Below are 14,956 nucleotides of genomic sequence, written 5' to 3'. Positions count from 1 at the left end.
AAAGTTTGAAATCAACTTACTTAGTATATTTTGGTATCTATGAAACTTAACTTACACCAAATTTTTCAAGATCATAAAGTTACGCCTCGTGGTATTATATATGTGGGAGCAGGAGAAGGGCGATCGCTCAAACGTTTTGCCAAGTTTCCCAATGCTCAAATATTGCTAATAGAAGCGAATCCCGTCACCTGTGAACGGTTGAAAATGGCTGTAGGCGATCGACCCAATATTCAGACAGTTCATGTGGCGATCGCTGACCAAAATAGTACCGCCACTCTCCACGTTACCAACATCGAGTCTAACAGTTCTATTTTGTCACTAACAGAATACAAAAAACTGTATCCCAACCTCACCGAAACTCAGCAAATACCCGTTGAAACCCGCACAATTGACAGCATTTTAACGGAACTGAATCTGCTTCCAGAAGACTATAATATACTATGTTTAGACATCCAAGGAGCCGAACTTCTCGCCTTAACAGGAGCCTCCGAAATCCTCCAAAATCTTGATGCTATTTACAGCACTACCAGCCAAAATCAACTATTTGAACGTGGCGCAACTTTTGAGCAACTTAACGCCTTTCTCAATGAACATTATTTCACCCCCGTAGCGCAAGCCACTCCCTATCATCCCTCTCGGTATGAAGTGGTTTATATTCACAACAACCTAATCAATACCTCAGTAATTCCTTCCGAAATCGCCCAAAATCTTCGCCTCCAACCTCCCACAGTACCCAAACCAACCGAACTTAAAATAACTCTATCTCGCCTCCAAGAATTAGAATCAGAACAAGAACTTTTAAAATATCAACTACAACAACATCAAAAAGACCTGGAGAAGTCTCAATCTGATTTTCAGCAGAAGCAGAAGGAGTTGGAAAACTCTCAGTCTCAACTACAGCAGACTCGGAAAGACCTGGAAAAGTCTCAATCTGATTATCAGCAAAAGCAGAAGGAGTTGGAAAACTCTCAGTCTCAACTACAGCAGACTCAGCTTGAATTAAAAAATCTGCACTCACAACTCGAACAAAGTCAGGAAGAGTTAGAAGAGTCCAAGGGGATAAGAGACCAAATCTTAGCTGATTTAGAGAAATCCTATTCTCAATTCAAACAGAGTCAGAAAGACTTAGAAAACTCCCAGTCTCAATTAGAACAAACTCAGACTGAGTTACAACAGTCTCAATATCAACGAGACCAAATCCTATCAGAATTAGAACAATACCATACGCGACTACAGCAGACTCGGAAAGACCTGGAAAAGTCTCAATCTGATTTTCAGCAGAAGCAGAAGGAGTTGGAAAACTCTCAGTCTCAACTACAGCAGACTCAGAAAGACCTGGAAAAGTCTCAATCTGATTATCAGCAAAAGCAGAAGGAGTTGGAAAACTCTCAGTCTCAACTACAGCAGACTCGGAAAGACCTGGAAAAGTCTCAATCTGATTATCAGCAAAAGCAGAAGGAGTTGGAAAACTCTCAGTCTCAACTACAGCAGACTCAGAAAGACCTGGAAAAGTCTCAATCTGATTTTCAGCAGAAGCAGAAGGAGTTGGAAAACTCTCAGTCTCAACTACAGCAGACTCAGAAAGACCTGGAAAAGTCTCAATCTGATTATCAGCAGAAGCAGAAGGAGTTGGAAAACTCTCAGTCTCAACTACAGCAGACTCGGAAAGACCTGGAAAAGTCTCAATCTGATTTTCAGCAGAAGCAGAAGGAGTTGGAAAACTCTCAGTCTCAACTACAGCAGACTCGGAAAGACCTGGAAAAGTCTCAATCTGATTTTCAGCAAAAGCAGAAGGAGTTGGAAAACTCTCAGTCTCAACTACAGCAGACTCAGAAAGACCTGGAAAAGTCTCAATCTGATTTTCAGCAGAAGCAGAAGGAGTTGGAAAACTCTCAGTCTCAACTACAGCAGACTCAGAAAGACCTGGAAAAGTCTCAATCTGATTTTCAGCAGAAGCAGAAGGAGTTGGAAAACTCTCAGTCTCAACTACAGCAGACTCAGAAAGACCTGGAAAAGTCTCAATCTGATTTTCAGCAGAAGCAGAAGGAGTTGGAAAACTCTCAGTCTGAAAGGAAGAAACTGGAAACCAAAGTTAAGGAAGTTCAAGACCAGCTTAAAAATGCACAGAATAAACAGACGGAAACTCAACAGGAACTCGATAAGTCTCGCTCGGAGTTACATGATACCAGGGAAGAACTGGAAATGGCTAACTTCCAATTAGATGAAGTACAGGTGGAACTTGAACAGGCTACATTTGAGTTACATAAAATTAAGGAAGAGTTAGAGGGTTCGCAGTCTCAACTACAGCAACAGCAGAAAGAATTGGAAGAGTCGCAGTCTCAACTACAGCAACAGCAGAAAGAATTGGAAGAGTCGAGGTCGGAAATTCAAAAACTGCGGGAACAGATACAACAGATACAGCATATACAACAGTATCAAAATATGTCGCCACCAGGACAGCCAGTACAACAGTATCAACCTGCTGTAGCACAGTCTGGGAATACATATAATGCTGCTCTTGTCAAGATGTTTGCTAAAATTATTGCTGAAACTATGCCAGACTAACATCTAAATTACCATATAAAAGGTGGGGTGGATGCGTGTTACCTAACCCACCTACTATCTCACCCAACTCTCCCAGGTGTTGACCGCTAAATTAGACGAACAGAGGATTTGTAGTATCAGTTAATTTCTATGGGAACTAAAAAAGGTCGTGTCTGGATTTTTGATAATATTCAACCTACTGTTAAGGTGACTATTTTTGCGGTTCCTAAAGCCTTTGTGGGAAGTGTGGGAATGATTCAAGATAATGCGATTACCAGTTGGACTAAACTGGTTCCGAGACCGGAAATTATCTTATTTGGTGATGAGACAGGAACCGCAGAAGTGGCTAGTAAATTGAAGGTGAGACATATTCGGAATATCCAAGTTAACGAATATGGAACCCCTCTGCTGAATGATATTTTTAGCCAAGTACATCATCACGCTTCCCACGATATTTTAACATATATTAACTCGGATATTATCCTAACTAGCGATTTTCTCGGGAATGTTCAACAGGTGATTGCTAATTACTCTAGGTTTCTGATGGTGGGACGACGTTGGAATTTGGATATTGAAGAACCTGTGAATTTTGATAACCCTAACTGGGAACAACAGCTACATCATCAAATTCATACAGCGGGAATATTTAGCGGTATCGGTGCGTTAGATTACTTTGTATTTCCTAAACCTCTGTTTAATCAACTTCCGGCTTTTGCTATTGGTCGTCCGGGTTGGGATAATTGGATGGTGGGAGAAGGATTAAAACAAGGATATCGGGTAATTAACGGGAGTCAAACTATTACGATTGTTCACCAAAATCATGACTACGGACATCTTCGGGGAAACCGCATCGAAGCGTTTCACGGACGGGAAGCAAAGCAAAATCAAGCTCTTTTACAAGGACATTTCGCGGGGAATACTGCTGATGCTACTGATTATTTAATCCCGGCGACGGTGGCTAATTCTCCCCAAATTAGTATTATTGTTTGTAGCGATAATCAGGGTATCAGTTTACCCAAAACTCTTGATAGTATCCTTAATCAAAATATCGATGGTTGCGAGATTATTGTGATTGATAACGGTTCGACGGACAACACCCCGGAAGTCCTAGAAGGTTATGGAAAATCTTTGCAATATGTTGGTCAATGTGGCGAGGGAATTGTGGCTGCTAGAAACCGAGGCTTAGATATTGCTAGGGGAGAATTTATCCTGTTTTTAGATGGGGGTTCTACTTTACTACCTCATAGTTTATCAGACCTGATAGATGCTTTTGATAATCGTGCGGGTTCACTGGAAATGGTATTCTCTGGTTGGGAAATTTGGGAGGAAAATCAGCTAATTTCGGAAGTTCAGCCTTACAATAATCTCGCGCCAATTTTGCAGGGTCGCGACGGTTTACATGGTGTCCATATCTGGATGTTAACAGACTTGTGGCGATTGGTGGAAACTGGTGCGATTTTATTCCGCAATTCCTGGGTTAAACGCTGGGGAGGGTTTGAATCTGGTCTATCTCCCCATGCTGCTACTATAGATTTATTGCTAAATTTAGCATCCCATGGCGCTGCGGGAATTTGTCTACAAAGAAAGACTATAACAGTCGAGGCTGATTATAACTTGAAACGATATGCGATCGCTATCCTTTCCTCTGACTGTAATCAACTTATTCAAAATTACTTTTCTCGTCCTACCCTACGAAATTGGATGCGTCCCCTAGAAACCCTCTGTCGCTATCAAGTCCTGGTTTGGTTAGCTGCTTTAAGCTATCACACCCAAGACAAACACCAGATGATTCAATTTCTCAGACAGTCCCGCAATTATAGTCCCTATCCTGCTCAACAAACTATCAATAATTGGTATCAAAGTTTGACCCAAATTTCCCGCGCATATAATTATCCCCCCTTTCAACTCTCCCCAGATGACCTGAAATGTTGACGAAAAAATCAAATGTTAAGAAATGTTAAAAATTTCGCTTTTTGGGGGTAGGGGCTTGACTTTTGGGGTGCTTGACAGTATACTCGTATTATAATGGAAATACGTGCATTTTTTAAAAATTAGATTATATTGCAATTATTTAACTTGATACTAATATCGTAGCAAAATTTCGGCTCCCTGTCAACCCCTGCGGCGGGGCGGATTTGGATATTGACGAAAAAATCAAAAAAGGGTGCGTCAGAGCAATTAATTAATGATTTCCTGATGGGGAAATGGGGAAACTGACCCACCAAAGTTGTGGCTAAGAAAATCCCGCCTCAATTAATGTTAAGAAATGTTAAAAATTTCGCTTTTTGGGGGTAGGGGCTTGACTTTTGGGGTGCTTGACAGTATACTCGTATTATAATGGGAATATTTGCAATTTTTAAGAATTAGATTATATTTCCATTATCTAACTTGATACTAATATCGTAGCAAAATTTCGGCTCCCTGTCAACCCCTGCGGCGGGGCGGATTTTGATATTGACGAAAAAATCAAAAATGCGATCGGGTGCGTCAGAGCAATTAATTAATGATTTCCCGATGGGGGAAACTGACGCACCAAAGTTGTGGCTAAGAAAATCCCGCCTCAATTAAGGAGGGAGGGAATTGCTCAACTAAGCGCCACCGCGCAACTTTTCGAGAACGGTGCGATCTTGGAGAGTGGAAGTATCCCCAGAAATCTCCTGGCCGGAAGCAAGCGATCGCAATAAACGTCGCATAATTTTACCGGAACGAGTCTTAGGCAAATCATCAGAAAAGCGAATTTCTCCGGGACGAGCCAAAGCGCCAATTTCATTAACAACGTGCTGCTTCAACTCTTTTTCCAAGGCTTCATCAGGTTGGCGATCGCCTTCGAGAGTAACAAAAGCCACAATTTCCTCACCCTTAACCTCATCAGGACGGCCAACCACAGCCGCCTCAGCGACAGCGGGATGAGAAACCAAAGCGGACTCAACCTCCATAGTCCCCAAGCGATGACCGGAAACATTAATCACATCATCAACGCGGCCCATCACCCAGAAATAGCCATCCTCATCTTTATGAGCGCCATCACCAGCGAAGTAGACATAATCGCCATTTTTAGGTCGTAAATACTCCCAATAAGTACGACGGAAGCGATCGGGGTCGCCATAAACAGTCCGCATCATACCCGGCCAGGGGTGACGCACCACCAAATACCCCCCAGAATTATTAGTAACAGGTTCGCCTTCGGTATCAACCACATCAGCAAGAATTCCAGGGAAAGGCAAAGTAGCGGAACCCGGCTTAGTAGGAGTCGCACCAGGAAGAGGAGTAATCATAAAACCCCCGGTTTCGGTTTGCCACCAAGTATCAACAATGGGACATTTTCCATCACCGATGACGCGGTTATACCAAATCCAGGCTTCTGGGTTAATGGGTTCTCCGACGGTCCCCAAAATCCGCAAGGAAGACAAATCACGAGCATTAGGGTGTCTTTCACCCATTTTCATCAAAGCTCGAATAGCAGTAGGAGCAGTATAGAAAATAGTGACCCCATACTTTTCTACCACATCCCACAGACAACCGGGATTAGAAGCACGGGGAGCCCCTTCATACATCAAAGTTGTGGCCCCATTGGACAAGGGCCCATAGACAATATAACTATGGCCAGTAATCCAACCCACATCAGCGGTACACCAGTAAACATCAGTATCCTGTAAATCAAAAGCCCACTGATTAGTAATGTGACTGTAAAGATTATAGCCACCAGTAGTGTGTACAACTCCCTTGGGTTTACCAGTAGTCCCGCTAGTGTAAAGGATAAACAGCATATCCTCACTATCCATTTCTTCGGCGGGACATTGCCCGGAAGCATTTTGTTGCAAGTCATGCCACCAGTGGTCCCGTCCCGGTTCCATCTGGATTTTTTGCTGAGTGCGCTGTACGACCAAAACGTTATCAACACTAGGCGCACCAGCTTGTAAAGCCTTATCTACCTGTTCTTTTAGGGGTACGATCGCATCTTTGCGCCAACCACCATCAGCAGTAATCACCAATTTAGCTTGGGCATCTTCCAGGCGGTCTTTTAAAGCCTCGGCACTAAAACCGCCAAAAATGACGGTATGGGGTGCGCCAATTCTGGCACAAGCCAACATAGCGATCGCCGCCTCTGGTATCATGGGCATATAAATCCCAACGCGATCGCCTTTTTTGACTCCCAACTGTTTAATCACGTTAGCCATTTGGCAAACTTCCCGATGTAGTTGGGAATAAGTCAGGGTGCGAGAGTCTCCCGGTTCGCCTTCCCAAATTAAAGCGGCTTTATTTTTGCGCCAGGTAGTCAAATGGCGATCGAGGCAATTATAGGAAATATTAATTTTGCCCCCCACAAACCACTTAGCAAAAGGTGGCTGCCAGTCCAGCACCTGATCCCATTTTTTAAACCAGTGCAACTCATTTTCGGCTAATTCTGCCCAAAAGGCTTCCGGGTTAGCTTTGGCTTTCTCGTAGAGTTCCCGGTACTCTTCCATGCTCTTAATCCGGGCCTGTTTGGAGAAGTCCTCGGACGGATGAAATAACCGTTTCTCGTGTAAAATTGATTCGATTGTCGGTTGTGACATGGTGTTATGGTAACTTTAATTACAAAGTGAAGCCATTATAACCATTTTAGGCCTAGATTAAACTCTAAGAATCTTTACTTTTTTTGAGCAGACTGCTAACTAGCTAACTCCTCCCCATGTCGAACCGATTAAAATCAGTTGTCAACTTCTAAGTAACTATGCCTGCTCAACTAATTATCCGTCCTGCTACTGTTGATGATGTTCCGGTCATTTGGGCTTTAATTAAGGCTTTGGCTGAATATGAAAAACTCTCCCACCAAGTCACTGGAGATCTGGAAACCTTGAAACAGCATCTATTTGGCGATCGGCCAATGGCTGAGGTCATTATCGCTGAATGGGAGCAAAAAACCGTAGGCTTTGCTCTGTTTTTTCATAACTTTTCCACGTTCTTGACTCAACCCGGCATTCATTTAGAAGACCTATTTGTTATGCCTGAATATCGAGGTTTAGGCATTGGGAAAGCCTTGATCCAACAGGTCGCTCAAGTAGCCCTAGAACGTGGGTGTGGGCGCTTAGAGTGGACTGTCCTCGACTGGAATCAATCGGCGATCGCATTTTACCAACATATAGGAGCCACAATACTACCTGAATGGCGCATTTGTCGAGTAGTGGACTATCAACGCTTACTGCAACAATAACAATGAGATTTGTAAATTTATTGTTAAGTTTTGTAACAAAAAAAATTTGCCGATGGGAAGCTGTGGGGGTTGCTTTTCCGGTCGGCTTGTGGTATCATTTTAGATAATGGGAATAGTTGCAATTTTATTTAACAAGGCAAGATTTGCATTATAAAATCATATATCAAAATAATACCATGATATTTCGGAGGTTGTCAACCCCCTATCTTTTGGTAATTAATATCATGGTTCTTGATAGAGAGGAATAGTAAAAGTCACAGTTGATCCTAAGCCTTCCCCCAAACTGTAAAACTTAACCTTACCTCCCATGGCTTGAACCAGCTTTTGAGAAATAACTAAACCGAGTCCCGTCCCCCCATATTGCTTAGTGTAACCACTATCAACCTGAGAAAAAGCCTGGAATAATCTATCTTGCTTTTCAATGGGAACACCAATACCAGTATCCACAACTCTAAACTCCACAAATCCCGGAAATTGTTGATTTTGAATCATCACATTTTTCCGAATAATTCCTATGCTAATATTAATGCCGCCTTTGTGAGTAAATTTAATCGCATTACCCACCAAATTTAGAATCACTTGTAAGATGCGCTGATAGTTGCCATAAACAATAATTTGACTATTGACAGCTTCTGGTTGAATAGTAAATTTCAAATTTTTTTGTTCAACTTGAGGTCGAATAAAATGTTCGATTTCTCCGATAACTTCATCAACTTTGACCAAGGCGAGTTCAATATCCATTTTACCCGCTTCAATTTTAGCAATATCTAAAACATCATTAATTAAATTCAGGAGATGAATAGCTGCTTGATGTGCTTGTTCGATAAATTCCCGTTCTTCCTCTGGGTCATCAGCCATACCATCTAAGACTAACTGAAGGAAGCCGATCATACCGTTAAGGGGAGTTCGGAGTTCGTGGGAAGTATTGGCGAGGAACTCACTTTTGAGACGAGAAAGAGCGATCGCTTCTAGTCTAGCTTCTTCTAACTCCTGATAAAGAGTAGCATGGGCGATCGCGGTTCCCACATGAGTAGCCAACTCCCGGACAAAATCTATTTCCGCCGCCGTCCACTGGCGAGTGCGATCGCATTGATGAAGGGAAATCAAAGAATTAGGCTGATCTTGATAAGCAGTAGCAACAACCATCAACGAATGACGTTGATAGGGGTCATTTTCAGGGGAACTGCGCTCAATGATAATCGGTTCTAAAGTGGCTAAGGCTTGAGCCCAACCCAATTCCGACTCACTCGATAGATTTAAACCCAACATCATGGGGATATCTTCTTGGCGGTACTCAGCCACCACTTGGATAGACTTATCAGAGGTGCTGCGATAGGGACAGATAATGCAGCGACTGACACCAAGAACCTGACCCAAGCTGTTAACAGTTTGTTGCCAAATCTCTTTTAAGTCCAGAGTGCGGCGAATTTTTTGAGTAATTTGGCCGAGAATAGTTTGATAAATTTGAGAAGTGGGGGGAACGCTGCGGCAAAGGGTTCCGGCAATTTGAACCAGCATTTTTTGCTGGATATCAAAATTAGATGGTAAGGCGCGGTAGGCAATCAGTTCTTGATTAGGGTTAAGATTCAGTTGAGAATTTTCCAGTAGTCGCCCCATCACCAGAACATGAGTAGCAGTGCCGTTAGATTTTAATATGGGACTGACAATCAGTTCTAGGGGAAAATAGTATTCTTCATAACAAAATGGATAACTGAAGCGCTCTGGTATTAAGCTGGTGATCACCCGGTGGATTCTTTCTTGATAGGGTCCGAGTACCAGAGGCTTAAATGTATCTGCCATATTAGTTCCCGTGATTTTGTCCACAGGAAGGGGATGGCGATCGCATTGTCGCCAAGAAAATAGTAGATACTCCCCCGATTGATTCTGAATAAAAACTAGATCGGCATCCAAACCGGGTAAAAGGTTCCCAAAGCCTGATAATGGTAGCTGAGAACTGTTATCAGATACATTTAACCCGGAAAAATCTTGCATTAGCCGGAAGTTTCTGAGTATTGCAAAATCTGGAATAATTTAATTATCCCAGATGTGGATCTATCTTTCTATCTGCTAGAAACAGAATCTTGAAAGAGCTATTTATATCACGCACAAATCACCCGCTTCAGTCAAGGCTTAAACACCACCTTGCCCATCCATTCTACCCTAAAACGGGTACAATGTCAACTGACACATTGAACCCGCAGAAATCTGGCGATCGCACCGTGGTTTACAAGGCTTTCCGCCCCCAACTCAATGACCATCAAGCCACCTTGATGGTCAAACACGCCGGCTATGCTAGATTTTTGATGAGGCTTTCCCCACCTGCCTGCGGACCTGCCTGCGGTGAGGTAGACCGAGTGCGTCGCTGTTTTTGTTCAATCATTCCACTCGCCCCGGGGTGGCACGGGAGGGTTACGTTGTAGACTCAAAGCCAAATCATCTTCTGGGCGTTCTCCCCGCAACCATTGTCGGAGAGCGGTTTCAATCACCTTACTCGGATCATTGGTCAAGTGCTTGACCTGATCTAATAATTCCGAATCAATATGGATAGAAACCTCTACTTTGCTTGGTACACTAGAGGTCGAAGAAGTATTTAGATTCATGGCGCAAACATCCTAATTCAGAAAACCCAATACCTCCGGGGTTTATCCCGGAGGCTCAACTCAAGACTGAGTATGATTTAGGGACTTTATTCTATTGTACGATCTCAATCTCACCTGTTGCCCATCCGGTTAAGGTCGGGGAAAATTGGAAGCGGGAGTAAAACCAGTTTGAGGTTTCCCTACAGAGGCACGACTCATAAAGTCCCGCCATACCGGAGCAGCGACAGTTCCTCCAGTTACTCCCCTAGCCAGTCGAGTGAAGTCATCATTACCAACCCAAACCGCTGTCGATAAATGGGGAGTATAACCCACAAACCAGACATCGCGTTCGGAGGATGTAGTCCCAGTTTTCCCGGCTGCTGGTCGTCCTAGTCGGGCGCTGGTGGCAGTACCACTGGTAATTACCCCTTGCAACACATCATTTAGGGAGGCAACAGCCCACTGATTCAGAACTAAGCGAGGTGATGGGGTATTGTCAAGCAAGATATTTCCCTGGCTATCAGTGACTTGTACAATAAAAGTGGGGTCAGAATGCCAACCGTCATTAGCAAAAGTAGCAAAAGATGCAGCCATTTCCATAGGGGTGAGATCCACAGCTCCTAGTGGTAAGGAAATGACCGGCTCCATAGGGCTAGTAATTCCCAGGAGGCGACAAACCTCGATTACCTGATTGAGTCCTACAGATTGACCCAGCTTGACGGCTGGAATATTCAGGGAACTCTCTAAAGCTGATCTAATGGTAACAGCGCCGGAGAAGCCACCGCCATAGTTCTGGGGTGAATAATACCCAGACCCGTCGCGATAGCTAACAGGGGTATCTTGAACAATGGTACTAGGAGCGTATCTACCGGTAGCGAAGGCGGCATAGTAAACAAATGGCTTAAAGGCTGATCCAGGTTGCCGTTGAGCCTGAATAGCTCGGTTGAACTGGCTTTTATTATAATCAGACCCTCCCACCATGGCTTTGACAAAATGGGTAGTGGGGTCTACGGCGGCTAATGCGATTTGACCGTTATTGCGATCGCGATATACTCCTCGATAATAAAGGCGATCGTGCCATTCCCTCACCGTTCTTTCTGCCATGCGCTGGAAGTTCAAATCAATGGTCGTTTGAACCCGCATTCCCCCTTTCAGGACGGCATCACGACCAAACTCCCTAGTTAGCTCCTGAACCACCGCTTCGGTCACGTATGGCAATTCACTGGTTCTAAATGAGGTGATCCTACCCACTAATAGGGGTTCTTTTCTAGCTTCCGCCGCCTCTTCTGGAGTAATCCAATTTAGCTCTACCATGCGGTTAAGCACTTGAGCCTGTCGTTGTTTAGCTAGTTGATAATTAGCAAAGGGGCTATAGTCTTCTGGTGCGGAAATTAAACCAGCAATCATGGCGGCTTCAGATAATTTCAGCTCTGATGCCGGTTTGTTAAAATAGCTTTGGGAGGCTGTTTCAATCCCATAAAGGTTATGACCCCAGTAAACCTGATTTAGGTATAATTCTAGGATTTCATCTTTGTCTAAAATTTGTTCGAGGCGAATTGCCATGACCGCCTCAGCGGCTTTTCGGCTAATGGTTCTACTGGGGGATAAAAACAGGTTTTTCACCAACTGCATGGTTATGGTTGAACCACCCTCTACGGTTTTCCCCCTTTCCAGGTTAGCAAGCATAGCTCGCACTATCGCGGTGGGATATATACCCCGATGATAATAAAAATGGCTATCTTCAATAGCTAATACTGCCCGTTTGGCGTGGGGGGATATTTCATCAAGAGAAACTACTTCTCGGTTGGCTTCGTCGTGAAGGCTGGCTAAGTGTCTACCCTGAATATCGTAGATGTGGGTGGTTTCGGTGGGAATATAGTTTTGTAATACCCTTACGTCTGGTAAGTTACGGAAACTAACGGCTAGACCCACCAGCCCTCCTGCCACCACGGAACTGGCTAACATGGTTGTACCCAATATGGTTCCGGCGGTAACTTTGCTTACTGACTGGATGAAGTCAAATAAGCCTGACGGTGGCGACTCAAGCCTTTGTCTACCTCGGACTGTTACGTTTGTTAATGACACGCTGATTCCACTCCTTCCAGAAAACAAAGCTACAGGGTTTTAAACTTGATAATTAGCTTAGACCAGTTTTTCTCCTGTTAGCTCAAATCATAGAATATAGCATTGAGTATCTCATGTTAGCCCAATTGCTCAAAATTGACACTCAGCTAACCAGTAGGCGCGATGGTTCCTGGTTTTGGGCTATTTCGGCGATCGCCAAAATTATAGACGGTTTCCAGTTTTTCTGATGAAACCGGAAACTTCTGGAGTTTTTGTTGAACTTTGGTTATCCTGGTGTGAGCGGCGCGATATTATGTTATGGGGTCAAAACGCAAAATTACTAATTGGTTAGAACGTAACTGGGTAACTCCGGCTTATGCTGGTTGGCTGTTAGGGTTTCTGACGGTTTTTTTCTTTGGGGCTGCTACTAATACTATGGCAGGGTGGCTGTATGTGATTAGTGGTATGGGGTTGGCTTTGTTATTGGCCGCGGCAATTCTGCCAGGGCGGAGTCTTCGTCCCCTTCAGGTTCGCCGCTACCCTATTACTCCGGTCAGTGTGGGCTCGCGCCTGACTTTTGAACTGGAAATCGAAAACCAGTCGAAAAAATCTTGTCCCCTATTTCAAATTTACGATCGCCTCCCCACAGAGTTGGGAGATGCTTCGGAGTCTATTGATGTCATTGGACCCGGACAAGTTTATCACTGGAAATATTCCCGTATTACTAAACGCCGGGGGATTTACCATTGGTCTGGGGTGAGACTGCGATCGGCTTCTCCCCTGGGGTTATTTTGGTGTAGTCGCGATCGCCAAGTTCCTGCTACAGCTATTGTTTATCCCACCGTATTGCCTTTAACTGCTTGTCCTATTGTTGATAGCATTGAAGTAGACCAAGGTCCAGAGATTTACTCTTGCTTTCGCCTTGATCAAGCCACAGAAGGCATTACTCGCACTTTACGCCCTTATCGTATCGGCGACCCTACTAGACTGATTCATTGGCGTTCTAGTGCTCGCTATGGGGATCTACGAGTCCGAGAATTGGAGGTCGCTATTGGGGGTCAGGAAGTAGTTATTTGTCTTGATAGTGCATTTTCTTGGGACCATGCCGATTTTGAAACCGCCGTTTCTGTGGCTGCTTCTCTTTATTTCTACGCCCGTCGCGCTCAACTTAATGTACGGCTATGGACTGCCTCCGACGGACTGGTGGAAGGCAATTGGGGCGTTCTCTCCGTTTTGGCTGGGGTGATGGCGGGTCAATCTAATAGCACCATTGACCGCCCTGATGTTCCACTGATTTGGATTACTCAAAATTCTGACAGTATCATGAGCCTTTCCCCTCAGAGTCGTTGGCTACTTTGGCCACCGCCTACCCCACACAATCATGGCGCGCGCTCCGATGCGATCGCTCCCTGTCCGGGTATAAGGATTAATCCCGCTGAACCTCTGGTTCCACAATTGCACGCCCAAAAAAATTGACTTTGACAAGCCGCAGTGCTGGTTTAGTAAGTGGGCTGATGGAAATCATGGCTGACTGCGGAACCCCCTCCTACATGGGGATTACAGCGCCGTATTCTCAAGATCTAGCAACACCAACTACACCAAGATACTGGGGTTTACCTCCCGCAGGGTAGGAGTCATTCTCTCCCCGTAGCCCGCAGTTGGATCCATATTGGCAGTATTCTGGAAACGCGCACCATAGCACCAAATTTTCCCGTAAATATACCAGAGTGATGGGCTAGATCTCGAAAACGCCAAAACACCACTCCCGTGGAGAGGTTAGCTGAGGGGGGAGACCGTCAAAAACCAAAGTTAGCCTGACTAGATTTGTTGTAGTGACCGTTGATGGTATATGATGAGAATATTGTAAAGTTTTATGTAGGCTCCCTCATAAATTTGTCCCGTTCAAGACAAATCGAGGAGCCTAGATAGTTAAGAGAGGAGAAAACACAATGGCTTTTGAACTTCCCAGTTTACCTTTTGCTCAGGATGCACTAGAGTCTAGCAAAATGTCCGCTAATACTCTATCCTACCATCATGGTAAGCACCATGCAGCTTATGTGAGCAAGCTAAATGCTGCTATTGAAGGTACAGACATGGCTAATATGTCCCTCGAAGAGATCATCAAAGCCACTTACAATGATCCTTCTAAGTCTGGTATCTTTAATAACGCTGCCCAAGTCTGGAATCACAGTTTCTTCTGGAAGTGCCTCAAGCCCAATGGTGGTGGTCAACCTACAGGAGCTTTGGCTGACAAGATTAAAGCAGATTTCGGTAGCTTTGACGCATTCATTCAAGAATTTAAGAACGCAGCGGCTACCCAGTTCGGTAGTGGTTGGGCTTGGCTAGTCCTGGATAATGGCACATTGAAAGTTACCAAGACTGCTAATGCTGTTAACCCCATGGTTGAGGGTAAAACTCCCCTGCTAACTCTCGATGTTTGGGAACACGCCTACTATCTGGACTTCCAAAATGCGCGGCCAGGTTTCATCGATAACTTTATCGAAAATCTGGTGAACTGGGACTTTGTAGCTGAAAATCTCGCGTCTGCCAGCTAATATCTTTGATATTACTTTCA

At 44.3% G+C, this 14,956-nt stretch carries 9 protein-coding genes and 1 pseudogene; 6 read left to right on the top strand and 4 right to left on the bottom strand.

From position 1 onward, the window contains the following. Positions 1–39 precede the first annotated feature (39 nt). Positions 40–2,565 carry an FkbM family methyltransferase gene (locus NLZ44_RS06815; protein WP_493752274.1) on the top strand — a complete coding sequence of 842 codons (2,526 nt, stop codon included), beginning with the start codon at positions 40–42 and terminating at the stop codon, positions 2,563–2,565. Between the two features lie 129 nt (positions 2,566–2,694). Next, on the top strand, positions 2,695–4,476 hold the full coding sequence (locus NLZ44_RS06810; RefSeq protein WP_493752273.1) for a glycosyltransferase family 2 protein: 1,782 nt from the start codon (positions 2,695–2,697) through the stop codon (positions 4,474–4,476). Positions 4,477–5,132: 656 nt separating this feature from the next. Here NLZ44_RS06810 and acs read toward each other — a convergent pair. After that, a complete protein-coding gene (gene acs, locus NLZ44_RS06805) occupies positions 5,133–7,100 on the bottom strand; it encodes an acetate--CoA ligase (protein WP_493752272.1) in 1,968 nt (655 codons plus the stop codon). A 158-nt stretch (positions 7,101–7,258) separates the two neighbouring features. Here acs and NLZ44_RS06800 point away from each other — a divergent pair, with 158 nt between their 5' ends. After that, on the top strand, positions 7,259–7,738 hold the full coding sequence (locus NLZ44_RS06800) for a GNAT family N-acetyltransferase (protein WP_493752271.1): 480 nt from the start codon (positions 7,259–7,261) through the stop codon (positions 7,736–7,738). 222 nt (positions 7,739–7,960) lie between these two features. Here the strand turns inward: NLZ44_RS06800 and NLZ44_RS06795 are convergent, their stop codons facing one another. Further along, positions 7,961–9,730 (bottom strand): GAF domain-containing sensor histidine kinase, encoded by a 1,770-nt coding sequence (locus tag NLZ44_RS06795; RefSeq protein ID WP_493752270.1) that lies wholly within the window; start codon positions 9,728–9,730, stop codon positions 7,961–7,963. Positions 9,731–9,957: 227 nt separating this feature from the next. Here NLZ44_RS06795 and NLZ44_RS06790 point away from each other — a divergent pair. Further along, positions 9,958–10,041, top strand: a pseudogene (locus NLZ44_RS06790) (RNA-guided endonuclease InsQ/TnpB family protein); the annotation flags it as partial. Positions 10,042–10,110: 69 nt separating this feature from the next. Here NLZ44_RS06790 and NLZ44_RS06785 read toward each other — a convergent pair. Continuing rightward, positions 10,111–10,338, bottom strand: coding sequence for a type II toxin-antitoxin system CcdA family antitoxin (locus tag NLZ44_RS06785; protein ID WP_006617421.1), 228 nt, complete (start codon positions 10,336–10,338; stop codon positions 10,111–10,113). A 129-nt stretch (positions 10,339–10,467) separates the two neighbouring features. Further along, positions 10,468–12,402: a transglycosylase domain-containing protein gene (locus tag NLZ44_RS06780; RefSeq protein WP_493752269.1), complete on the bottom strand. Its 1,935-nt coding sequence runs from the start codon at positions 12,400–12,402 to the stop codon at positions 10,468–10,470. Between the two features lie 297 nt (positions 12,403–12,699). Here NLZ44_RS06780 and NLZ44_RS06775 point away from each other — a divergent pair, with 297 nt between their 5' ends. Together NLZ44_RS06775 and NLZ44_RS06770 are read left to right on the top strand one after the other, a co-directional pair. Next, the gene (locus tag NLZ44_RS06775) at positions 12,700–13,857 is read left to right on the top strand and encodes a DUF58 domain-containing protein (protein WP_493752268.1); all 1,158 of its coding nucleotides are present in this window, start codon (positions 12,700–12,702) and stop codon (positions 13,855–13,857) included. Positions 13,858–14,330: 473 nt separating this feature from the next. Beyond that, positions 14,331–14,936: a superoxide dismutase gene (locus NLZ44_RS06770; protein WP_317270287.1), complete on the top strand. Its 606-nt coding sequence runs from the start codon at positions 14,331–14,333 to the stop codon at positions 14,934–14,936. The last annotated feature ends 20 nt before the right edge of the window (positions 14,937–14,956 follow it).

This window comes from Arthrospira sp. PCC 9901, assembly GCF_059013425.1.
The sequence above is the reverse complement of the archived record's forward strand: the minus strand, read 5'-3'. Positions and strand labels throughout refer to the sequence as shown.

Excerpts from the sequence above, each read along its gene's own strand:
- acs (WP_493752272.1), bottom strand. The coding sequence starts at position 7,100 with ATGTCACAACCGACAATCGAATCAATTTTACACGAGAAACGGTTATTT.
- NLZ44_RS06815 (WP_493752274.1), top strand. The coding sequence starts at position 40 with ATGAAACTTAACTTACACCAAATTTTTCAAGATCATAAAGTTACGCCT.
- NLZ44_RS06770 (WP_317270287.1), top strand. The coding sequence starts at position 14,331 with ATGGCTTTTGAACTTCCCAGTTTACCTTTTGCTCAGGATGCACTAGAG.
- NLZ44_RS06800 (WP_493752271.1), top strand. The coding sequence starts at position 7,259 with ATGCCTGCTCAACTAATTATCCGTCCTGCTACTGTTGATGATGTTCCG.
- NLZ44_RS06795 (WP_493752270.1), bottom strand. The coding sequence starts at position 9,730 with ATGCAAGATTTTTCCGGGTTAAATGTATCTGATAACAGTTCTCAGCTA.
- NLZ44_RS06810 (WP_493752273.1), top strand. The coding sequence starts at position 2,695 with ATGGGAACTAAAAAAGGTCGTGTCTGGATTTTTGATAATATTCAACCT.
- NLZ44_RS06785 (WP_006617421.1), bottom strand. The coding sequence starts at position 10,338 with ATGAATCTAAATACTTCTTCGACCTCTAGTGTACCAAGCAAAGTAGAG.
- NLZ44_RS06775 (WP_493752268.1), top strand. The coding sequence starts at position 12,700 with ATGGGGTCAAAACGCAAAATTACTAATTGGTTAGAACGTAACTGGGTA.